Origin of the sequence: Collinsella aerofaciens, from assembly GCF_040910265.1 — a bacterium.
Lineage (GTDB): Bacteria > Actinomycetota > Coriobacteriia > Coriobacteriales > Coriobacteriaceae > Collinsella > Collinsella aerofaciens_BK.
Map to the genome: position 1 here is coordinate 1 of NZ_JBDGAW010000015.1, position 22,319 is coordinate 22,319.

At 58.3% G+C, this 22,319-nt stretch carries 16 protein-coding genes and 2 tRNA genes; 14 read left to right on the forward strand and 4 right to left on the reverse strand.

Annotation, left to right across the window (positions count from 1 at the left end; genetic code table 11):
- Positions 1–438 precede the first annotated feature (438 nt).
- The 3 genes from AB5Z14_RS06965 to AB5Z14_RS06975 all read left to right on the forward strand — a co-directional run bounded on the left by AB5Z14_RS06965 (position 439) and on the right by AB5Z14_RS06975 (position 7,693).
- The gene (locus tag AB5Z14_RS06965) at positions 439–4,158 is read left to right on the forward strand and encodes a Spy0128 family protein (RefSeq protein ID WP_368130869.1); all 3,720 of its coding nucleotides are present in this window, start codon (positions 439–441) and stop codon (positions 4,156–4,158) included.
- Positions 4,151–5,800, forward strand: coding sequence for a SpaA isopeptide-forming pilin-related protein (locus AB5Z14_RS06970; RefSeq protein ID WP_368130870.1), 1,650 nt, complete (start codon positions 4,151–4,153; stop codon positions 5,798–5,800). Before AB5Z14_RS06965 ends, AB5Z14_RS06970 begins: the two co-directional genes overlap by 8 nt.
- 126 nt (positions 5,801–5,926) lie before the next feature.
- The gene (locus AB5Z14_RS06975) at positions 5,927–7,693 is read left to right on the forward strand and encodes an isopeptide-forming domain-containing fimbrial protein (protein WP_368130871.1); all 1,767 of its coding nucleotides are present in this window, start codon (positions 5,927–5,929) and stop codon (positions 7,691–7,693) included.
- A gap of 152 nt (positions 7,694–7,845) precedes the next feature.
- Here AB5Z14_RS06975 and AB5Z14_RS06980 read toward each other — a convergent pair whose 3' ends face one another.
- The 4 genes from AB5Z14_RS06980 to AB5Z14_RS06995 form a co-directional block, all read right to left on the reverse strand.
- Complete coding sequence (locus tag AB5Z14_RS06980; RefSeq protein ID WP_368130872.1) at positions 7,846–8,991, reverse strand: DUF8173 domain-containing protein; 1,146 nt, start codon at positions 8,989–8,991, stop codon at positions 7,846–7,848.
- A 106-nt stretch (positions 8,992–9,097) separates the two neighbouring features.
- Positions 9,098–9,787: a trimeric intracellular cation channel family protein gene (locus tag AB5Z14_RS06985; RefSeq protein WP_368130873.1), complete on the reverse strand. Its 690-nt coding sequence runs from the start codon at positions 9,785–9,787 to the stop codon at positions 9,098–9,100.
- Positions 9,788–10,215: 428 nt separating this feature from the next.
- Positions 10,216–10,306, reverse strand: a tRNA-Ser gene (locus tag AB5Z14_RS06990).
- A 48-nt stretch (positions 10,307–10,354) separates the two neighbouring features.
- Positions 10,355–10,445: transfer RNA gene (locus AB5Z14_RS06995), tRNA-Ser, on the reverse strand.
- A gap of 493 nt (positions 10,446–10,938) precedes the next feature.
- Between AB5Z14_RS06995 and rpsF the strand changes: the two genes are divergently transcribed.
- The 11 genes from rpsF to carA all read left to right on the forward strand — a co-directional run bounded on the left by rpsF (position 10,939) and on the right by carA (position 22,318).
- On the forward strand, positions 10,939–11,232 hold the full coding sequence (gene rpsF / locus AB5Z14_RS07000; protein WP_006235831.1) for a 30S ribosomal protein S6: 294 nt from the start codon (positions 10,939–10,941) through the stop codon (positions 11,230–11,232).
- Positions 11,233–11,280: 48 nt separating this feature from the next.
- Complete coding sequence (locus tag AB5Z14_RS07005; RefSeq protein ID WP_055310294.1) at positions 11,281–11,733, forward strand: single-stranded DNA-binding protein; 453 nt, start codon at positions 11,281–11,283, stop codon at positions 11,731–11,733.
- Between the two features lie 72 nt (positions 11,734–11,805).
- Complete coding sequence (gene rpsR, locus AB5Z14_RS07010; RefSeq protein ID WP_006235829.1) at positions 11,806–12,072, forward strand: 30S ribosomal protein S18; 267 nt, start codon at positions 11,806–11,808, stop codon at positions 12,070–12,072.
- A 15-nt stretch (positions 12,073–12,087) separates the two neighbouring features.
- On the forward strand, positions 12,088–12,627 hold the full coding sequence (gene rplI / locus AB5Z14_RS07015; RefSeq protein WP_346964947.1) for a 50S ribosomal protein L9: 540 nt from the start codon (positions 12,088–12,090) through the stop codon (positions 12,625–12,627).
- A gap of 220 nt (positions 12,628–12,847) precedes the next feature.
- Positions 12,848–14,245: a replicative DNA helicase gene (dnaB, locus tag AB5Z14_RS07020; protein WP_195362310.1), complete on the forward strand. Its 1,398-nt coding sequence runs from the start codon at positions 12,848–12,850 to the stop codon at positions 14,243–14,245.
- 93 nt (positions 14,246–14,338) lie between these two features.
- The gene (locus AB5Z14_RS07025) at positions 14,339–15,625 is read left to right on the forward strand and encodes an adenylosuccinate synthase (RefSeq protein WP_368130874.1); all 1,287 of its coding nucleotides are present in this window, start codon (positions 14,339–14,341) and stop codon (positions 15,623–15,625) included.
- A gap of 121 nt (positions 15,626–15,746) precedes the next feature.
- Positions 15,747–17,051 (forward strand): phosphoribosylamine--glycine ligase, encoded by a 1,305-nt coding sequence (purD, locus tag AB5Z14_RS07030; protein ID WP_368130875.1) that lies wholly within the window; start codon positions 15,747–15,749, stop codon positions 17,049–17,051.
- Positions 17,052–17,072: 21 nt separating this feature from the next.
- Positions 17,073–17,768, forward strand: a complete 696-nt coding sequence (locus AB5Z14_RS07035; protein WP_368130876.1) for an NUDIX domain-containing protein — start codon at positions 17,073–17,075, stop codon at positions 17,766–17,768.
- Positions 17,769–17,919: 151 nt separating this feature from the next.
- A complete protein-coding gene (locus tag AB5Z14_RS07040) occupies positions 17,920–19,692 on the forward strand; it encodes an ABC transporter ATP-binding protein (protein WP_368130877.1) in 1,773 nt (590 codons plus the stop codon).
- Between the two features lie 19 nt (positions 19,693–19,711).
- On the forward strand, positions 19,712–20,671 hold the full coding sequence (locus AB5Z14_RS07045) for a hypothetical protein (RefSeq protein WP_368130878.1): 960 nt from the start codon (positions 19,712–19,714) through the stop codon (positions 20,669–20,671).
- 207 nt (positions 20,672–20,878) lie between these two features.
- Complete coding sequence (carA, locus tag AB5Z14_RS07050) at positions 20,879–22,318, forward strand: glutamine-hydrolyzing carbamoyl-phosphate synthase small subunit (protein ID WP_368130879.1); 1,440 nt, start codon at positions 20,879–20,881, stop codon at positions 22,316–22,318.
- Position 22,319: the final 1 nt, after the last annotated feature.

Below are 22,319 nucleotides of genomic sequence, written 5' to 3' on the forward strand. Positions count from 1 at the left end.
CGCCTTTAGACGCGAGCCCGGGGCCCGTGGGTTATACCCTAAGAGCAAACCACCCTTTTTAAGGGTGGTTCTGATTTGGTGCAAGGGGACAGGTTACTTTGCACCACGGTGGAGGAGGTTATCCCCCGAGCGGCTTTTCAGGCAAAGTTAAGTTGTTTAAACATATACAGAATTCCATAGAATATAACTGCTTTAATGCAAAACCGTTAACAGGTAAATATCAACTGGTATTAAATTAAAAGACCTCTTTACCTGCGGTTTACATGACTGGTATCTATATTGTATTTTATGCATTGTGGCATAGACGAACCGTCTTAGAAGGTGCTCCCCAATGGGTTCTTGCAATGCGCTAGGTAGGTTCTCGTTGATGTTGGGGTTTGTGTTCGATCCGACGATTCGCCGTATTCCACAACGTGTTGTAGGAATTAGGGGACAACTATGGACGCACACCGCTCACGGTCGCTGGGTATGGCGGCCCTGCTTTTCATTTTGATTAGCCTTACCGCCGCAGTTTTTCACGGCGCAGCTCCCGTGCGCGCCGAGGACGTGACGACGCCTGCGCCGATTGTGATCGGCGAGGATACGGCGGACGTTACGGTTGGGCTGTATGCCGATAAGGATTGCCAACATCCTCTTGGCAAAGAAGGCTCGCCCTCGATTACGACGGCCGATACAATTTACGGTTTTATGGAAGCTCGATTTAAAGAGAATTTTGGACCTAAGTCTGAGAGACCTAAGGCGATTTATACCTTTCCTGAGTCGATTGTCGTAAAGGACAACACGGGCGGCGTCTTGATGACTGACGATACCGAGAATGCGCAAAGGATGGGAACTTGGCGTATCGAAAAGAACGAGGTTATTTTTAACTACGACCCCAGCTATCTCAACGCCAATCCATCTTCGCTCTACGTAAAGGTTAAATTCGAGTTCGAAAACAAAGATGTGGATGATGGGTCAAAAGTCAAACTTGATTTTCCGGGCGTTGGCGAAGCTGTGCCGATCAAGATTCAAGATGGCGCAGTTGAGGGAAACAAATCAGGTGTCTTTTCCCAAGATAGTAGTACTGGAAATGCCAAGATAACTTGGACTATTAATCTGAGTGTCAAGTCGCACGCAACGGATGTAAAACTGGTCGATACGCTCGGCGACTACCTGGACTTTGACCAAAGCAGCTTCAAGCTCGATGGAAATCCTCTTGGTTCGTCCGTGAGCATCGAAGAGCGAACTGCAACGTTGTCGCTAGGTAACCTTTCTCAGGGCAACCATACCGTTACCTACGAAACGACAGTTAGCAAGAACTTGTCTCTTCCTAATGGCACGCCTACGCAAGGTAGGAATAGTGTGCAAGCAACCTGGGGAAAAACAAATCCTCAACAATCTCTTACGATTGAAGGGGAGTCGAAGCCGTTTCAATATGACATGATTCAAAAAGAGGCTGGCTCCGGAACATCGTCTGTCATCACCTGGAAGGTTGTACTCAATAAAGGATCCCTCAAGGCCGATATGTCTGGCTACACCTTTACTGACGAGCTCGATGGCAAGCAGGATTATATTGGCAACTACACGGTCTACAAGGGAGAGACCGCCGATGAAAATCAAAAGATTGATGAGGGAACCCTGAGCGAGTCGGGGGATTCATTTAACTATACGTTTAATCCAAAAGAGGGCGATCGGTATGCGACCTATTGCATCGTCTATCAAACCAAGCTGAAAGATAAGGATTCCTACGAAAAAGTTAGCAACACGGCATGTGTGAAAAAAGAAGGTTCAGATCAGCCCTCTGGGGATAGTACTGCATACTACATCCGTCCTTGGACGGGCAAAACTATTAGCAAGACGCTGCTTAATCAGGATGAGGCGTCACAGACCGGAAAGGCAACCTGGCAATTGCGCGTAGAGCTCCGGGATTACGTGAATGCGAAAAACCCAACATCCGTTCTTATCAAAGATACCATGCTGGCGGCTTGGAAGCAGACTATGGGGCCGGATACTACTGGCGGTCAATCGCATGTAGTTGCCATCGGGGATACAAAATTGGACCAAAATACCGACTGGAAGTTTGAGGGAGGCGCAGATCCGTCACAGGGCAGCAACAAGCATAATTGCAATATCCGAATATTTATTACGGATAAAGTCAAAGACGCACTGGATAAGTCCCCTGAAGTCGTTATTACGTATAAAACGGTGACCGACGCACTTCCTGGTTGGTACTCCAACTTCGCCTCTGTCGACGGGTTTAGCGGCTATTCTGATTTCGTTTTTTACTATGTTGAAAAAGAAACGGTGCCTTCGATTGAGAAGAGCGTAAAAACAAACGAAGACGGCTCGCAGGCACGGTGGGATGAGACCTTTGACTGGAAGCCAGTGGATGGCTCGAACGACAAAGGTGCGTGGATTGTCGACTGGACTGTCTATGCCAATCGAGCCAAGACGCCTGCCGGCGAGTATTATGGCGCGGGCAAGCTTAATGGCAACGATGTCGTTGTCAAAGATAAGCTTCCTGAGGGAATGGCCTATTTTCCCGGCACGGCTAAATATTCTTTGTATTCAAATCCCTACGGTACGGCGGTGTACGGATGGGAGCATGAGAGGGAGAAAACCGAGGTTTCGGATGTCTTGCTGACGCCTGCCGTCAATCGCCAGACGGTTACGTTTTCGATTCCAACGGAAAAGCTAGGCAATAACACGGGATATGCAAAGCTGACGTATTCAACTGCCGTCAAAAGGTCGGTGGTCGATACGTCAGAGAATCTCGGTGAGCTCACGAACTCGGCAAGCGCAAGCTCGGGTGATAAAGAATTTAAGGCGGGCTCTGATACGGTACAGATCAAGAACAATGTATTGTCAAAGACCGGTACATCGGTAAGTAATAGCAAGCGAATTCACTACACCATTTTTGTTAATGAATCGGCATTGGATCTAAAAAGTGGAACCGACTATCTTGATCTGTTCGATGTGATGGACTCCAAATGCACGTTTGTGCCTTCGTCGCTTAGCGTGTCTGAGCGTGACAATGGCACTTGGCACGAGTTGGCGAAAGAACAATACAAGACAGCTCCCGATTTGGTTGATGAGGGCGCCGGAAAGCAGCAGCGATTGACGTTGAAGCTTCCCGACCAGAAGTACCTGAAAATCGAATATGACGTCATCTCGTCTGGCGAGTCTAGCAAAGTGTCCCTCTCTAATGAGGCAGAGCTTGAAGGTGTTGCAGACGGTTATGTAAAACACGAGCGTGAATATGACATAGATGCCGGCGCATCCGGAGGCGGAACGGGGTACGGCATTGTGGTCCACAAAGTGGATGAAAAGGACGTTACCGCACCGTTGGCCGGGGCTACGTTCACACTCTATGCGATCGACATGGATGAGGTACAGGGCGGTGCCGGTGTTGAGGATGCAAAGAAGGTTTTTTCCACCGCAACGACCGACTCTAATGGAAACGTGACTTTTGGAACGAGTTCGACCGCCATGGCTTCCTGCACGCTTTACTACCTTGAGGAGACGGCGGCGCCTGCTGGCTATCATATCGCCCAACCAACGTGGATTCTGCTCAAGGGCGGTGAGGACGATGGCCAATACGAGCAAGCCATGAACACGGCGAGGTCTCTGCTTGGTGCCGACGCGGAGATAAAGTCGGATGCAGAGATTTGGGTGTACGACTCACCCCTTAAAGGCACGGCAACGATACAGGCAAAGAAGGTACTTGTGGGCGGAGCCTTCAAGAAGGGGCAATTCTCATTCGAACTCAAAGATACCGACAATAAGGTGCTCCAGACGGCGACTAACGACGCTGGAGGAAACGTCTCCTTTACCGTTGAGTTCAATAAGGCGGGTGAGTACCACTACGCCATCTCCGAGGTCGAGCCCGAGGGCGCTGTCAAGCATGTGAAGGATCACATCACTTACGACACGACTGTGCAGAACGTCACGGTTAACGTAATCAACGGTACGGATCAACTCGACACCGAAGTCACCTATGACAATGGGTCCACGACCCCGCCGACCTTTACCAACAAGTACTCGACTACGCTTCCCGAGGCAGGCGGGGCTGGCTTGACTATGACGTATCTGGCTGGCGCTTCGATGCTGTGCTTCGCGGCGACATGGATGCATGCTCGTCGCCATCGTGATCTGGATCGAGGTGGTCGCAATGAGTAAGCAGCTCCGTCATATGCTGACCGTCGTGGTGATGGTCGTGGCTGTCGTCTCCTCTTTCGCGATTGCTCCTGCGGCGGCCCGTGCCACCGACACCGGATCCATTACGGTGGACGGTAAAGTTGCGACGCGGTATGACGCATATCAGCTCTTTTCGGCGACCGTTATTGACGACGCCGATGCCGACCAAAAGGTCGCAACTGACATAACGTGGACAAATGACGCCGTTCGCCAAGCTGTTCTCCCTGTGCTCCATGATGCAGGGCTCGATGGCTCGGCATCGACGGCACAAGCGGCCGCCGAATGGATGAATGCTGACGGGCATATGACGACTGCGCTGACGGCAAAGCTTGCCCGCGCGATTGTCAAAGCGGGCGCTGTGTTCGTGCCCCTTAACGCGGGCACAGCGGCCGAGCTGACCAGCGGATACTGGCTCATCGTCGCCGATGACGGCGCCATCGCCCAGAACGAGGCCGGCACCGCGCCGATCATGGCCCTGGTCGGCGGCAGCCCCGTCACCGTCAAGCCCAAGGCCGCGACGCCCAAGGTGGCCAAGCACGTGATGGAGGACAGCACCGCCGCCTGGAGCAAGGCCGCCGACGCCACGGTCGCCGACGACCTGTACTGGCGCCTTTCGGCCACGGTCCCGGCGGGCCTCACGGCCTACGACGCCTATACGGTGCAGTTCGTCGACACCATGAGTGCGGGGCTCGACCCCTCCAAGGTCGCCGCGAGCATGCGCGTGTACGTGGCGGCGGGCGCGGACGGCGGCTTCGACGCCGTCTCGACCGGCAAGGACGGGCGCGCCGGAACCGAGCCCGCCAAGGGCTGGACCGACATCACGGCCCAGTGCGTCACCAAGGTGGCCGCGGACGGAACCTTCACCGTGCGCACCGGCGACCTGATCGCCGCGCTCGGCGGGGCCGACGCCTTCGCCGCGGGTGCCCGCGTGGTCGCCGTGTACAACGCGCCTCTCAACAGCGCATGCAACCACGGCATCGCGAAGGGCAACCCCAACGAGGTCTACCTGCGCTACCCGCGCTCTCCCTTCGCCGACCAGTCCGGCGACGCCGGCTTCACCCGCACGCCGAGTGACGACGCAACGGCCTACACCTGGGGGCTCAACCTTATCAAGCGCTCGAGCACGGACGACAATCCTCTCGCTGGTGCCAAGTTGCGCATCACTGATGACCGTGGCCGCACGCTGGCGGCCGACGGTACGTGGACGACGGATGCCGATGCGTATGTCGTGTCTGGCAAAGACGGTCGCGTGGAGCTGAACGGCGTGGACGCGGGCGTCTATATCGTTGAGGAGGTCGCGGCGCCCAAGGGCTACACCGCCTTTGAGGGCAAGCGGACGGTGACGGTTGCGGCCGATGGCCTGGACGTCAAGCAGGTGGCCGCCGCGAAGCCCAAGGTGACCGTATCGGCCGAAAGCCCTCTGCGGGTCGATGCCGCCGATGCCGGGACAGGTTCGATTGAGCTGTCGGTGCTCAACACTCCAAGCAAAGAAGCAAGTCGAGGCTTTATGCCCTCGACGGGAGATAGAACGTTGGTGCTAGTGGCGGCTTTGGTTGCCATCGGAGTGGCGGCTATTGTCGCCGCGCTCGTCATCAAGCGGGGAGGAGGTCGCCGTGATAAATAATTGTCCCCCCCCCCCCTTGCTCAATGGCGTGCTGCCTCCGTAGCGAGTGACGCGCAGGTCTATCGACCTGATGATCATTGGTTTTGACGAAGTTACTAGAGAACCCTCCAAGAAAGAGGACCAAACATGAAGACAACCAAGAACATCGCCCGCCTGGCGGTGACGGCAGGCCTCACTGCAGCATTGAGCTTCGGCGGAGTGATGGCACCTGTGACCATGGCGTTTGCTGAGGTCGGCTCGACTGTGACGTTCGAGGACGCTTATTCTTCGACTACGACTTATAAGGGCATTCAAATCTTCACGGCTAATGTGAGCGGCTCCACTGCCGCTAATATCCAGTGGGCGGGTTCTGGTACGCAGCAGACGGCGATTCAGGAAGCCGTCGTAGGTGCAATCGACGGATGGAGCAAAGCTCACAATAACGTTGCTTATACCAGCAAGAATGCTCAGGATGCTGCCGAATGGCTGAACACGAATGCTGGCGTGGACGGAACTGATTCACGCATCGCAAATGATAACGTTTTAAATATAATTGCAAAGAAGCTTAACGAAAGCAACTTGACTTGGGAAACGACCGCGCAAGGTAGCAGCGAGCTTACCGGACTCGGTGCTGGCTACTGGCTGTTCCTCACCAATGGTGTCTATAAGCCCGCTGACGGCTCGGCAGTCAAGCAATCGACCGATGCCTTCACCTCGCCCATCTTTAAGCTCGTGAACGGCACGGATTCAGTGAATATTACGCCGAAAAAGAAAATCCCCACCGTCGAGAAGAAGATCGCGAGCGATAGGGGTGGCGCAGAACACGATGCTGCCGATTCCCATATCGGCCAGAATGTTACTTACAACCTCTATGGCACCATTGCTGACAACTATGACACGTACGATACGTATTACTATAAGTTCTCCGACCAAATTTCCAAGGGCCTGACGCTGCAGGAGAATAGCGCCAAGGTTTATCTGTACGCTTCGGGTGCGGAGGCTAAAGCTGATCCGAACCATAAGAACAATACGGGAAAAGACATTACGACGCACTTTATCAAGGAGTCTTCTGGGGCCGATTCATCTGACGGTAGCGTTACGACGACATGGACCTGTGACAACCTTAAAACTATCCCTGGCGTGACCATCACCAATGATTCTTGCATCGTTGTCTCCTATGCGGCACAAATCAATGGCAATGCGGTCGTCGGCAAGAATAATAACGGGCTGGGCAACCCCAACACCGCCACGCTTTACTACTCCAACAACCCCATGACCACTGACTATGGTCAAACCGTGCCCGACACTGTCAGGGACTACACCTACGGCCTCAAGATCAACAAGGTCGACTTGGGCACAGAGAAGGCCCTCGACGGCGCTAAGTTCACCATCCAGGCTACTGGGATGGAGGATGCCGCGCTCGATAATTTATACGTGCAGAAAGACGGGTCTCTTGACGAAAACCCGTGGTATTTTACAACCACCGGCGGCGTCATCAAAGTCACCGGTCTTGACGCCGGTATATATACCGTAACGGAAACTTCTGCTCCCGACGGTTACACCGCGGTTGACCACTTCGCTTTCGAGATCAAGCCGACCATGAAAGCCGATGATCCGGATGCAGGCCTTACCAATCTCACTCATGAGCTTAATACTAACAATCAAGATGGCAAGGTCATTGCTGGCCTCACCGACGAGGTCGCCGGTGATAACAGCCTGACGGCGAAGCCCAACTCGGAGATAGATGATGAAGGCTACTACAACATCACCGTGGGCAACACTAAACTGATCAACCTCCCGCTCACTGGTCTCAACGGCGTGACGTTCACTTGGATCGCTGGTGGTGCGGTACTGTGCATTGGCGTGGCACATCTTATCCGTAGCCGTAAGCGCGACGAGGGCTCTGAGGAGTAGCCGTTCGTCTCGACCGTCAACACGAGACATGAAAAAGCGGGGCACCCGATCGCATTCGATCGGGTGCCCCGCTTCGTTTGGTGGTGCAAAGTAACCTGTCCCCTTTGCACCACCGCAAAGGTGCCTGGCCCCTTTGTGGTGGTTTGGACGGCTTAGGCGGTGGGGAGTCCTGGCATGTTGGCGGGCTGTTGCGGTTTGAGGTGGGCGTTGCGCCAGATGATCTGGATGATGTAACCGAGCGTGAAGACGAAAGCTACGCCGCTGATGAAGTCGCCGACGAGAGGGATTGCCGTGAGCACGCCAACGATTATGCCGCCGACGGCTGCCATGGCGTAGCGGTTCTGGCTGTGTCCGACCATACGCGCGATGGCGCAGCCCGCGAAGGCTGCAGAGACGAGCGCGATGCCGATAACGCCGCACATGAGGGCTCCAGCGAGCGACAGACCTGCGATCGAGATAATCAACAGCAGGACGGCGGGGACGACAGCCACCGTGCCCAGAAGACCGCTCACCCACAGCGGCGTGGGGCGCTGGTGGAGCATTCCAGCAGCGCTAGCGGTCGCGCGCGGAAAGACGAGCTCGAGCAGCAAGGCGACAAAGCAGGTGGAAAGCGCCGCGGCGACGATGCCGCCGATGACATCGTTGACGGTGGAGGTGTCCTCGTTCTCAGTGCGGTCAATCTTGAGCGCGCCGACCTCGGCCCCTGCTACGCGCTCGGGATCCTCGGAAACGTGCGCGTTCACGGTGCCGGTGATGCGGGCGTTCTTGCCCAAGATGAGCTTGTCGGCCCAAACCTCAACATCGCCATCGACGGTGCCGTCGATAGTCACGGTATCGCCCGCGAGCGCTGCCGACTTGACGGAACCGCGCAGGGCGACCGTCTCGCCCATCGCGTAGAAACAGCTGGCAGTGCTATCGGCGTTGAGAACGACGTGCTGCCCCGCGACGGTCACGCTGCCGTCAACCGTGGTCTTGGCGATATCGATGGTGCGTGCTGCCAGGCGAATGGCGCCGCCCACGGTGCAGTCGCGGATGGAGAGACTCTCGCCCACTGCAATAATGTCGCGGTCGATGGAAGCGTCGTCCAGATCGAGGCTCTGGCCTGCCCAGTACAGATCGCCTTCGACGCCGGACGGATTGGAGTCACTGTCGGTCGCAAGAACATTGCCGGCGGTATCCGTGCCGGCAAAAGCTGCGGCGGGAAGGACGGCAAGTGCCAGCGCGATAAGGGCGAGGCCGACAAAGAGGTGGCTCCGTGCTTTGTGACGGTGCGCCGGCGGGAATTGATTGCAAGGCATGATAGATCCTTCGTTAGGTGCTCGACATGTACCTAACAGGGTACCCAACGCGCGGGCGCTCTAAAAGAACCTCTCGGTTGCATTTCGAAGGATGAACCCGTGCCACCTACTTTTTGCGGCGCAAAAAGCGCGCGATGTCTTCCTCGGTGGGGCTTTTGATATCAAAGCGCAGCGACAGCCAGCGCAGCCCCATGGTCACCGCGACGCATACGATCAACGCGGTGATGTTGCTGACGAGGCCGCTCATAACGAGGCACACATAGCTCGCCGATCCGGCGATGGCCGCGATGGCGTAGAAATTTGTGCGCTGGAAAATACCCGGCACCACGCCCATAAAGCTATCGCGCAGCATGCCGCCACCCACTGCGGTGAAGAAGCCCATCATGATACAAACGGCCGGTGCAAATCCGTAGACCAGCGCCTTGTCCGCGCCGGTGGCGGCGTAGATGCCGACCGAGATGATATCGAGCAAGGGGATGAGCTTGTCGGGCTTATCGACGATTGCCGGGAAGATGTAGATGATGGCCGCCGTGGCGATGGAGAGCGGCAGCGCCATGGGCTGGTTGAGAATGTAGACGTTGCCCACCTGGAGCGTCATATCGCGCAAAAGACCGCCGCCGAGGCCGCAGACGACGGCCAGCGCGACCGCGCCCACCAGGTCGAGCTTGTGCTCGCGCGCGACCAACACGCCCGAGATCGAGGCCGCGACGACGGCGAACATCTCGAGCCAAAACGGGATGGCGACCATGGCATCCGAGGCGTGTGCAGTAACGGTCATAGCGGCGACGACGGGCAAGATGGGGTCCTTTGGGTTGTGGGTTTAGACAATGCCCGTACATAGTACATGGTTGTCGGTCGTTACGGTCCCATTCCTCGGTAAGCGGTTAAGACTGGGTCTTGGCGCAAGGCAAAACATGTACGTCAGCCTCCAAAAACGACATTATTTGACATCTTTGGAGGGTGGTGTACACGTTTTGGATTTGGGGCCGAGTTCGAAAGCGATGAGGGTGCGGGTTGAATAGGAGGGATGTCCAAATTTTGAGCTTTGCTCAAAATTTATCCGGTCGGCTTACGCCGACCGCGCTGCGCTAAAAACGCGCCACTGGCGCGTTTTCTTTACGCTTCGCGCCCTGCGGGTTCGAATCCCTCCTCCTCCGCCGTATTTGCTTGAACATGACCCGATAACAAAAAAGCTCCCATTGCTGGGAGCTTTCTCAACCAAAATGGCGGAGGAGGAGGGATTCGAACCCTCGTGACCTTATACAGGCCAAACGGTTTTCGAGACCGCCGCATTCAACCACTCTGCCACCCCTCCGCGTGGGGTAAAAACAAAGCAGGCTCGAAGGCCTGCTTTGGAATTAACTGGCGGAGAGTCAGGGATTTGAACCCTGGAGACGCTTTTGACGCCTACACGATTTCCAATCGTGCTCCTTCGGCCACTCGGACAACTCTCCGTTAAATGCGAAAGTCAGTATACACGAGGAATCGCAAAGTGCAAACAGAAAAGTTGGCATTTTTTGAAACGTTTGGCTTCGTGATGGGATCTAGAAGGCCAAAAACGGGCTCTGACCAGCAGAGCTGCATGCGGCAAATTGATCAAAATGGGTATTTATAAACGACGTGGCAGCAATTTTAAAAATCTTTGAACGGTGTTGTGAACCACTGGTATGCATTTCTCGACCACAGCCTTGCAATTGCTGACCTGCGGTTTGGTTGGTTTGTCCCCGCAGCGCCGTAGCATGTCCACAGATTCGTCAAGCATTTGGTCGGCATTTGGTTGGAAGACGCATGAAGTGCCGTGTGAGTATGGACATATGTGGAGGTCATGAGGTTGTAGCTGCATGTTCTTGCAGCCTGGGAGGTTGAAAGATATTATTACCAAGTCTTTTCCTGCTTCAGGCGCACCTTCACGACCTGAAGCCACATTTGCCCAGAGGAGGTGACAATATGAAGGCTTATGAACTGCTGTTCTTTGTTGACCCGTCGCTCGACCCCGAGACTCGTCTCGCTGTTATGAAGCGTATCGATACCACGATCGCCGAGGGCGCTGGCAAGGTCGACTCCGTTGACGAGTGGGGCAAGCGCAAGCTCGCCTACGAGATCAACGACCTCACCGATGGTGACTACACCCTCATCAACTTCCACGCAGATCCTACCCAGATCGCCGAGCTTGATCGCGTCCTGCGCATCACCGACGCTGTGGTCCGCCACATGATCGTCCGTCGCGACGACCAGGAGTAAGACTGTCGTTTTGGACTGGGCTTGTGCCCCAAGAGGAAGTAGTGAGTTATGAGCATCAATCGAGTGAACATCACCGGTAACCTCACGCGTGATCCCGAGCTGCGCGCCACCGCCGGCGGAACCCAGGTTCTGTCCTTTGGCGTCGCCGTGAACGATCGCCGCCGCAACCCGCAGACTGGCGAGTGGGAGGACTATCCCAACTTTGTCGACTGCACTATGTTCGGCACGCGCGCCGAGGCCGTGAGCCGTTTCCTGGCAAAGGGAAACAAGGTCGCGATCGAGGGCAAGCTGCGCTACAGCTCTTGGGAGCGCGATGGCCAGCGCCGGAGCAAGCTTGAGGTCATCGTCGATGAGATCGAGTTTATGAGTTCCCGTGGTGGCCAGGGTGGCTACGATCAGGGCGGTTACGCCCCCGCAGCTCCCGCGCCCGCAGCACGTCCTGCCGCACCGGTGGCTACGCCGCCCGCGGTCGACGTCTACGATGAGGACATCCCGTTTTAAGGGCTGTTCACCTATTTTTGAGTGAGAGGCCGCTTCGGTTCGCCGAAGTTGCCAAATGAAAGGTATTTTGACATGGCTAATGATTTTTCTGCACGTCAGCCGCGTCGTAAGTACTGCCAGTTCTGCAAGGAGAACACTGAGTTCATCGACTATAAGGACACTCAGCTTCTCCGTAAGTACATGACCGACCGTGGCAAGATCAAGCCCCGTCGCGTCACTGGCGCTTGCACGCAGCATCAGCATGACATCGCCAACGCCATCAAGCGCGCCCGCGAGATGGCTCTCCTGCCGTACACCGTCCCCGTGGTTTCCTCTCGTGGCAACCGCGACCGCGGCTAAGAAGGGAGACGCATCATGAAGGTTATTCTTCTCGATGAGATCAAGGGCAAGGGCGGCGAGGGTGACGTCGTAGAGGTCGCTCAGGGTTACGCTGAGAACTTCCTGTTCCCCAAGAAGCTCGCTGTTGCCGCCACCAAGGGCAACCTCAAGCAGCTTGACGAGCGTCGCAACAACATCGCCAAGCGCGAGGCCGTCCGTCTGGCTACCGCCAACGAGACCAAGGCTGCCTTCGAGGGCAAGACGGTCACCGTTGACGTCAAGGTCGGCGACGAGGGCATCCTCTTTGGCTCCGTTACCGCCGCTATGATCGCTGACGCCATCAAGGCTCAGCTCGGTATGGACATCGACCGCAAGCGCGTCGAGCTCGGTAAGCCCATCAAGGTTGCCGGTGCCCACACCGTTGCCATCTCGCTGTACCGCGAGATCAAGGCCGAGGTTGTCGTTCTCGTTGGCGTTACCGCCGAGGAGCTCGCTGCCGAGGCTGAGGTCGAGGAGGCCGCTGAGGCCGCCGAGGCCGAGACCGCCGAGGTCGAGACTGAGGCTGCTGCCGAGTAGCATTTGCTGCAACGCAACAATCTTGTTCTAAGAAGGGCGCTCTGGGAGACCAGGGCGCCCTTTTTGCTTTTTAGCGCGATGCGAGTGCCATGGCAGGCGTTGTGGTGAAGTCCCAAATGCGGGACCGTTCATCCGTTTCGTTCGGTGATGATTGCCGGGGCGCGGCCCGTTTTGAGGCTGTGGCTGATACTATGGATGCTCGCAAGCGATATGAATGAGGATGCTCATGGCATATGACGAAAGGGAGACGGGGCTGACGGTCGAGGACCGTGGCTCTAAGTTGGGTCTCCCTCAAAACCAAGATGCAGAGGCCAATGTACTGGCCGCCATGCTGCTGTCGCCCGAGGTGGTCGAGGAGGCCCAGGTCGAGCTGCAGCCCGATGACTTCTACCGGCCCATTCATAAGACCATCTATACCGCGATGGTCGATATGTACAACAGCCGCATTCCCATCGACTCTATCTCGCTGATCGATTACCTGCGCAGCATCAACAAGCTTGATGCCGTGGGCGGCGAGGCCTACATTTTGGAGCTGATGGGTCAGACCCTGTCGCTCGTGAACTGGCAGCACCATGCCGCCATCGTCCGTCGCGACTCGATGCTGCGCGAGCTGATCGGTGCCACCAACGAGATCAACGCGCTGGCCTATAACGCCCCTACCGACACCAAAGAGGTCGTGGAGCTGGCCGAGAGCAAGCTGCTTAAGGTCACGGCGCGCGAGGTCAAGTCGAGCTATAAGACACTGACCGAGTTTATGGTCGAGGCCTATAACGAGGCCGAGGAAGTATGTAAGGCCGGTGGACAGGCCGCGGGCGTGCCCACCGGCTTCCCGTCGCTCGACCGCATGCTTATGGGTTTCCGCGAGGGCCAGCTCATCATTATCGGCGCCCGCCCTGCCGTGGGTAAGACGTCGTTCGCTCTGAACCTGGCGCTGAATGCCGCCGCTGCGGGCTATACCGTCGGCTTCTTTTCGCTGGAGATGTCGGGCAAGGAAATTGCCCAGCGCCTGATTTGCGCCTACGCCATGATTTCGATCAGCGACTTCCGTACGGGCCGCATTAGCCCCGAGCAGTGGGCCAATATCAACGAGGCCACGCAGACCTTGTCTAAGCTCGACATTTTGATTGACGATACGCCCGGCACCACGGTGACCGAGATCCGCGCCAAGAGCCGACGCATGCTCCACAACAAGGAGAAGGCCATCATCATCCTGGACTACCTGCAGCTGGTGAGTCCTCCGCCGGGACGTCGCTCCGAGAGTCGTACCGTCGAGGTCTCCGAGATGTCGCGTGGTTTAAAGATCATGGCCAAGGAGCTCAAGATCCCGCTCATTGCACTGTCGCAGCTGTCGCGTCAGGTCGAGTCCCGTACCGGCAAGCGCCCGCAGCTGTCCGACCTGCGTGAATCGGGCTCCATCGAGCAGGACGCCGACATCGTTATGTTCTTGGACCGCTCCGCCGATGAGGCCGAGGCCTCGCGTGACGATCGACCCGACGAGGGCGTTACGCGTATCGTCGTGGCCAAGAACCGTTCGGGCCCGATCGGTGACGTCGACCTGATGTTCCTGCCGGCATCCACCAAGTTCTATGAGCTTGATGGGGCGCATACCGAGGAGTAGGACAGGCGCCCGTTGCACGGGTATACTGGGAATGTTTTGTGCTTCTGCGTGCCAGCGTGGCGCGTAGACAGTCCATGAATGTAAGGAGTAAACATGCCGTCAACCGTTTTGGTCGGTGCCCAGTGGGGCGATGAGGGCAAGGGTAAGATCTGCGATCTGGTCGCCGGCGACTTCGATGCCGTCGTGCGCTATTCGGGCGGTAATAACGCCGGCCACACCATCGTCGTCAACGGCAAGAAGTACGGCCTGCACCAGGTGCCCTCCGGCATCATGTATTCCGACCATGTGTCGGTGATCGGTAACGGCTGCGTCGTCAACCCCAAGGTTGTCCTTGAGGAGATTGACATGTTCGAGGCCGACGGCATCACCACCAAGAACCTCAAGATTAGTGGCAACGCGCACATCATCATGCCGTACCACATCGATCTGGATGGTGCTTTTGAGCAGAAGCTCGGCAAGAAGAACATTGGTACCACCAAGCGCGGCATCGGTCCGTGCTACCAGGACAAGATGGCCCGCATCGGCCTGCGCATGCAGGACATGCTGGACGAGGCGCTGTTCCGCGACAAGCTGGAGACCGCTCTTGCCCGCGTGAATCCCGAGCTCGAGCTCATCTACCACCTGCCCACCTACACCGTGGACCAGATCTGCGACGAGTACCTGCCCATGGCCGAGCGCCTGCGCCCCTACATCACCGAGACGAGCCTGCTGCTCAACAACATGATCGACGAGGGCAAGGACCTGCTGTTCGAGGGCGCCCAGGCAACGCTGCTCGACATCGACCACGGCACTTATCCGTACGTGACATCTTCCAACTGCACCGCCGGCGGCGCCATCACCGGCTCCGGCGTCGGTATGAAGAATGTCGACCGCGTGCTGGGCGTCATGAAGGCCTACATTACCCGCGTCGGTTCGGGCCCCATGCCCACCGAGCTTTCCTATGAGTCCGAGGCCGGCCATACGCTGACCGAGGAAGGCTATGAGTACGGCGTGACTACCGGCCGTCGTCGTCGCTGCGGTTGGTTCGATGGCCCCATCGCCAACTACGCCTCGCGTGTCAACGGCCTCACCGATATCGCCCTGACCAAGCTCGACGTGCTTTCGGCCTTCGACACCATCAAGGCGTGCGTTGCCTACGACGTCGACGGCGAGCGCTACACGAGCGTGCCCGAGCATCAGGTTCGTTTTGAGCACGCCAAGCCCATCTACGAGGAGCTCCCTGGCTGGAAGTGCGACATCACCGGTTGCCGCAGCTTTGAGGAGCTGCCGCAGGAGGCTCAGGACTACGTGGCGTTTATCGAGGATCTGGCACACACCCGCGTGACGTTCATTGGCGTCGGCGCCGATCGCGAGCAGATCATCAACCGATTCTGGAAGTAATCGGCACTATTCGGTTATTGCGATATACCCCTTTGCAGCCCAGGCGGGCGGCCGAGGGGTATATTTGCTTTGTAATGGGTCCGCATGGTTGGCGGGCCGTTCATCCATAGAGGAGGCACCCTTGAAGGCGGACACTCAAACCATCGACATCCTGTTGTTGGGCAGCGGCGGCCGCGAGCATGCTCTGGCAGCAAAGCTCGCAGCATCACCGCGCGCCGGCAAGCTCTACATTGCGCCGGGTAACGGCGGCACCGCGAGCTGCGGCGAGAACGTGGTTCTCGACGATTGCGATCCTGCGGCCGTGGCGGCGTTTGCGCAGAGCCACGGATGCGGACTCGTGGTGATTGGCCCCGAGGCTCCGCTCGTGGCGGGCGTAGCCGATGCCGTGCGCGCGGCGGGCATTCCCTGCTTTGGCCCGGGTGCCGAGGGCGCCCAGATGGAGGGCTCCAAGCTATTTTCCAAGCAGCTCATGGAGCGTGCTGGCATTCCGACGGCTGCCTACGGCTCGTTTACTGACGAGGCTTCGGCTCTCGCCTACGTGCGCGAGCAGGGCGCCCCGCTGGTCGTGAAGGCTGACGGCCTGGCTGCGGGCAAGGGCGTTATCGTGGCGACTGAGCTCGAGCAGGCCGAGGAGGCCGTGCGCGAGTGCTTTGGCGGCACCTTTGGCGATGCCGGCAACACCGTTGTCATTGAGGAGATGCTGGTTGGCCCCGAGTGCTCGCTGCTGGCCTTTACCGACGGCAAGACCGTGCGTCCTATGGCCACCTCGCAGGATCACAAGCGTGCACTCGAGGGCGACAAGGGCCCCAACACCGGTGGCATGGGCGTCTACAGCCCGGTGCCCATCGTGACCGACGAGGAGCACGCCACCATGGTGAAGGTCATGGAGCAGACCGTGGCCGAGCTTGCCGCCGAGGGCATCGACTACCGCGGCTGCCTGTATGGTGGCTTTATGCTCACCCCCGCCGGCCCCAAGGTGTTGGAGTTCAACGCCCGCTTTGGCGACCCCGAGACGCAGGTCGTGCTGCCGCGCCTTAAGAACGACTTGGTCGAGGTCATGCTGGCCTGCGCCAACTGCGAGCTCGATCAGATTGAGCTCGATTGGCGTGACGAGTGGGCCGTGGCTGTTGTCCTGACGAGCGCTGGCTACCCCGGCAGCTACGAGAAGGGCAAGGTCATCACCGGTATCGAGGACGCCGAGGCCATGGAGAACGTGACCGTATATCACGCCGGCACCGCCGTAGTGGACGGCCAGCTCGTGACCAACGGTGGCCGCGTGCTCGCCGTGACCGCTCTGGGCGACACGTTCGAGAATGCTCGCAACCTTGTCTACGAGGCCTGCGAGAAGATTGATTTTGAGGGTAAGACCCTGCGTCATGACATTGGCCTGCGCGCGCTGCGTGGCCGCGACGCCTGGGATGCCTAAAATCCGAGAGGAATGAGACGGATGGACGAGAAGAACGAAGAGCTCGTGGACGCGCAGATCGTCGAGCAGGACGGTCGCACGTATGGGCACGCCGAGGGCGAGCCCGGTGGCGAGGTCGTCGATGAGCCGATGCTGGTGCTGGGCGACGACGACCCGCACGATGCCGAGCTGCACGAGAAGATTCTTTCGGAGGAGTGCGCCTGGAAGGGCAAGATCCTCGACGTCCACCGTCTTGAGGTTGAGCTGCCCAACGGCCACCGCAGCGCCCGCGATGTAATTCGCCATCCGGGTGCGGCGGCCGTTGTGGCACTGACCGAGAGCGGCAAGATCGTGCTGGTACGTCAGTACCGCACTGCCATCGACCGCGTGACGGTCGAGATTCCCGCCGGCAAGCTCGACCCGGGCGAGGATCCGCTCGATTGTGCCAGGCGCGAGCTGCACGAGGAGACGGGCTTTAGGGCCGGCCGCATTCGCTTTTTGACGTCGATCGTCACGACCTGTGGCTTCTGTGACGAGATCATTCACATCTACCTGGCTACCAAGCTTGAGTTCGACGCGCCCAACCCCGATGACGACGAGTTCGTCAACGTGGATCTAGTGCCGCTGCACGAGCTGATCGACGCCGTGCTCGACGGCAAGATCGAGGATGCCAAGACCGTCGTGGGCGCACTTGCCTGCGACAGCATCGCGCATAGGCTAGGCGGGGCAGAGCTTTAGCGAGCGGGGTAACCCTGGGACAAAATAATCAGTAGTGTATGTCCCAGGTGTGAGAGTCGTAACGAGTTTGTTGCCGCAGGCGACCCTGGGACAAGCACTACTGATTATTTTGTCCCAGGGCCTTGCTTGCTGGTAATTCTTTGAGGATTACATGCTGAAGAGGTTTTTGTCTTATTACAAGCCCCAGATGGGGCTTTTTGTTGCTGATACTGTTTGCGCCCTGGTGCTTGCCGCCATTGATCTGGCGTTTCCTATCATTCTGCGCAATCTGACCGGCGGGCTCTTTACCCAAGGTCAGGCTGCCATTATGCAGGCGCTCGGCATGATTGCGGTGGGCCTGGTGCTGATGTATGCCATCCGTTGCGCCTGCCGCTACTTTGTGAGCTACTGGGGCCACGTGATGGGCGCGCGCATGGAGTCCAAGATGCGCGAGGACTTGTTCGATCAGTACGAGCGCTTTAGCTTTGCGTACTTCGATCGCAACAGCTCGGGCGACATGATGAGCCGCGTCGTCAACGACCTGTTCGACATCTGCGAGGCGGCACATCACGTGCCCGAGTGGATTATCATCTGCGGCATCGAGATTGTCGGCTCGTTTGTGATCCTCTTTACTATTGCCCCGGTGCTGGCGCTTGCCATGGCTGTGGTAACGGCGGCGTTCGCGGTCATCATGTTTTGGCAGAACATGCGCATGCGCGAGGTCTTTAGCGACAACCGCAAAAAGATCAGCGGCATCAATGCGCAGCTACAGGACTCGCTGGCGGGCATGCGTGTGGTCAAGAGCTTCGCGAATGAGGAGACCGAGCGTGCTAAGTTCCGCGCCTCCAACGATCGCTACCTTTCGTCCAAAGAGAACATGTATCACGCCATGGGCGTCTATACCGCGACGTATGGTCTGCTTTCGGGCGTGCTCTACGTGATCGTGGTGCTGCTCGGCGGTTGGCTGGTGGCGCAGGGCCAGCTGCAGGCGGTCGATATGGCGACCTTCGCGCTCTACATCTCGCTGTTCTGCACACCGCTCGAGACGCTCGTCAACTCGGCGGAGACGTACCAGAAGGCCATTGCCGGGTTTAAGCGTATGGACGAGGTGCTTTCGACGGCGCCGGATATTCAGGATAAGCCGGGCGCCGCGGACCTGCAGGTGACCGCCGGCGCTGTTGAGTATCGCGACGTGTGCTTTAGCTACGAGGATGTTGAGCTGGGCGAGGCCGGTGCCGATGAGCGCCCCGTGATCGACCACATGGATCTGTCCATCAAGCCCGGTCAGACCATCGCGCTGGTCGGCCCCTCTGGCGGCGGTAAGTCCACGACCTGCTCGCTGCTGCCGCGCTTTTATGACGTGGCTGCTGGATCCATCAGCATTGACGGTCAGGACGTGCGCGATGTGACGCAGCAGAGCCTGCGCCGCGCTATCGGCCTGGTGCAGCAGGACGTCTACCTCTTCGACGGCACGATCGGCGAGAACATCGCCTACGGCAAGCCCGGTGCCACGGCAGAAGAAATCGCCGAGGCCGCTCGCCGCGCCAATATCGACACCTTTATCGAGTCGCTGCCGCAGGGCTACGACACGGTGGTGGGCGAGCGCGGCAGCCGTCTTTCGGGCGGACAGAAACAGCGCGTCGCCATCGCACGCGTGTTCCTCAAGAACCCTAAGATCCTTATCTTGGATGAGGCGACGAGTGCCCTGGATAACGAGAGCGAGGAGGCGGTGCAGGAGTCGCTCGAGCGTCTGGCGCGCGGCCGCACCACGATCATCATCGCCCATCGTCTGTCGACCATTAAGCATGCCGACGAGATTGCGACCGTTGAGCATGGTCGCGTTGTGGAACGTGGCACGCACGAGGAGCTTCTCACTCGTGGCGGCACCTATGCCCGTTACTATCGAATGCAGTTCGAAGGTGCGCGTGCGCACGAGCTCGACTGATTGATATGACAGGAAGTTTATGGCTGATAAGAACCCTTTGACTCCGGAAGAAGTGACGGAGTTATTCTCCGAAATCGACGCATCCGGCGTCTTGGATCCTACGCTCGCCAAAAAGCGCACCGAGCGCATGCGCGAGAAGGAGGCCGCGTCCAAACGCGGTGACAAGGCGGCGCTGGCTCAGCTGCGCAGTGAGGATCGCGCGAGTCAGGCGAAACATATCGACCCGTTGTCCGAGGACGACCCTTCGGGCTCGCAGGTGAGCCATACCATCACGAAGACCGCCATGGCGGTGGTCATCGGCATTCTGGTGCTGATCGTTGGCATGCAGATCGGCTACGGTGTGATGCGCCGCCTGAATACCGCCAACCTGTCCGAGAGCGTTTCGGTGGATACCGTTTCCACGGCGCTGAAGGGTGGCCTTGAGTGGGGCAATGGCTTTACGCAGTTCCCGCTCGAGTTTACCGTTGACGAGGCGGACGAGCGCACGGGTACGGTTGAGGTAACGGTGCTGGACACGTCGTCTGCCAATGAGCTTGAGCTGTTGTCCAACGGGCAGATTCAGGCGGCGGCGCTTGCGACCAATGCCCTGCTCAACGATAAGATTGACCGTGTGGTGTATAACGTGCACGCCTACATTGATGAGGACAGCAAGATTCAGCACGATTCTTTCTTTGGCATGTTTCCCGCGCAGGGTCACCAGAGCGCCATCCTGACGTTTGTGTGGACCAAGAGCTCGTCGAACGCTACGAATATCGACTGGAAGATGCGTATCGTGAGCATGGACGACACCATTGCCGAGCGCATTCAGAAGCAGGTGAACTCGGTGTCGTCGTTGATTGAGGATCCGGTGGTGAGCCAGACCAAGATCGACGAGGAGAATGCCGAGCGCAATCTGGAGCACCGCCTGCACGGTCGCGAGATCTTCCGCGGCGGCAAACCCGACCGCACACCGTCCGATCTGCTGGAGCAGGACAAATAAGACGCCATCATCCCGCGTGAGCCAAGCGCCCCGCGGGATGATTTTTTCATCCCCGTCCCAGAAAAATCATTATGCATAGAAAGTCATAATTATCATTTCGTAAACATTTCGATGAAATTAACGCCATAGCGCATGCTTGCGGTTACAATACCGCGAGGCCTAACTACACACCTTTAAGCCGGTCCTGTGAGACCGGGAAGGAGCATTATGGCGAACAACCATACCGCGGGCATTGCTGCCCGCACCTTCGCGCCCAGCGAGCTTTGCCAGCGTATGCTGGCCAAAACCAGCAAGGGCACCTGCGGTCCCTGCATCCTGTATCTTGAGGATGGGACCATTTTTTATGGACGTGCATGCGGCGCCGAGGGCACCGCGACCGGCGAAGTCTGCTTCAACACCTCGCTCGAGGGCTATTTTGAGGTCATGACCGACCCGAGCTATGCCGGCCAAATCGTAACCATGACCTATCCGCAGATCGGCAACTACGGCATCGACGAGACCGACGTCCAGTCGGCCTTCCCCGGCGATACCACTCGCCCCGCGAGCGCTCCGGCCATGCGCGGCGTGATCGTTCGCGACATGTGCGCCACGCCTTCTAACTGGCGCTCGGCCGTCAGCGTGCCGGAGTATCTGCGCGCCCACGGCATCGTCGCCATCGAGGGTGTCGATACCCGTGCCTTGGTGCGCCACCTGCGCGACAACGGCTCCAAGATGGGCATCATCTCGACCGAGATCTTTGACGTCGACGAGCTTGCCGAGCGTCTGGCCGCAGCACCCACGCTGGTGGGCGAGAACCTGGTCAAGACCGTGAGCTGCCCCGAGCCTCACGAGTTTGCAGCCGCCGACCTGCCCGCCACGCATGACTTTGCGCTCGCATCCGCCGCTCCTGCCCGCCACAAAGTGGTCGCCTATGACTGCGGCGTGAAGCGCGGCATTCTGGAGGGCCTCGTCCGCGCCGGTTGCGACCTTACCGTCGTGCCGTGGGACACGCCCGCGAGTGAGGTACTCGACATGAACCCCGACGGCGTCTTTTTGTCCAACGGCCCTGGCGACCCGGATGCCGTGGTGGAGACCTACGAGCAGGTGCAGCAGCTGATCGGCAAGGTGCCGGTCTTTGGCATTTGCCTGGGTCACCAGATGATTAGCCTGGCCTGCGGCGCTCAGATGGAAAAGCTTAAGTTCGGCCACCGCGGTGGCAACCAGCCGGTTATGAACCTGGTGAGCCGTCGCGTGGAGATTACCGCGCAAAACCACGGCTTTGGCCTGCTGTTCCCCAGCCTGGGCAAGCTGATTCCCGAGCTCTCTGGCGGCGAGACCGAGCATGCGGCCGATGGCGATCTGCGCGCCTGGGTGCGCCGCGGCATCGCGCCGGTCGTGATGAATGAGCGCTTCGGCCGCATTCGCCTGACGCACGTGAACCTCAATGACGGCACCGCCGAGGGCATCCAGCTGCTCGACGCCCCGTGCTTCTCGGTCCAGTACCACCCCGAGGCCTCGCCCGGCCCCACCGATGCCCACTACCTCTTTACCGCCTTTACGCGACTCATGGACGGCGAGGAGAACTACCTGGACATCGACACCGCGAAGGACCGCCTTGCCGGCTGGAATTTCGCTGAGTCCGAGACCGCTGAGACCGAGGAGAACTAAC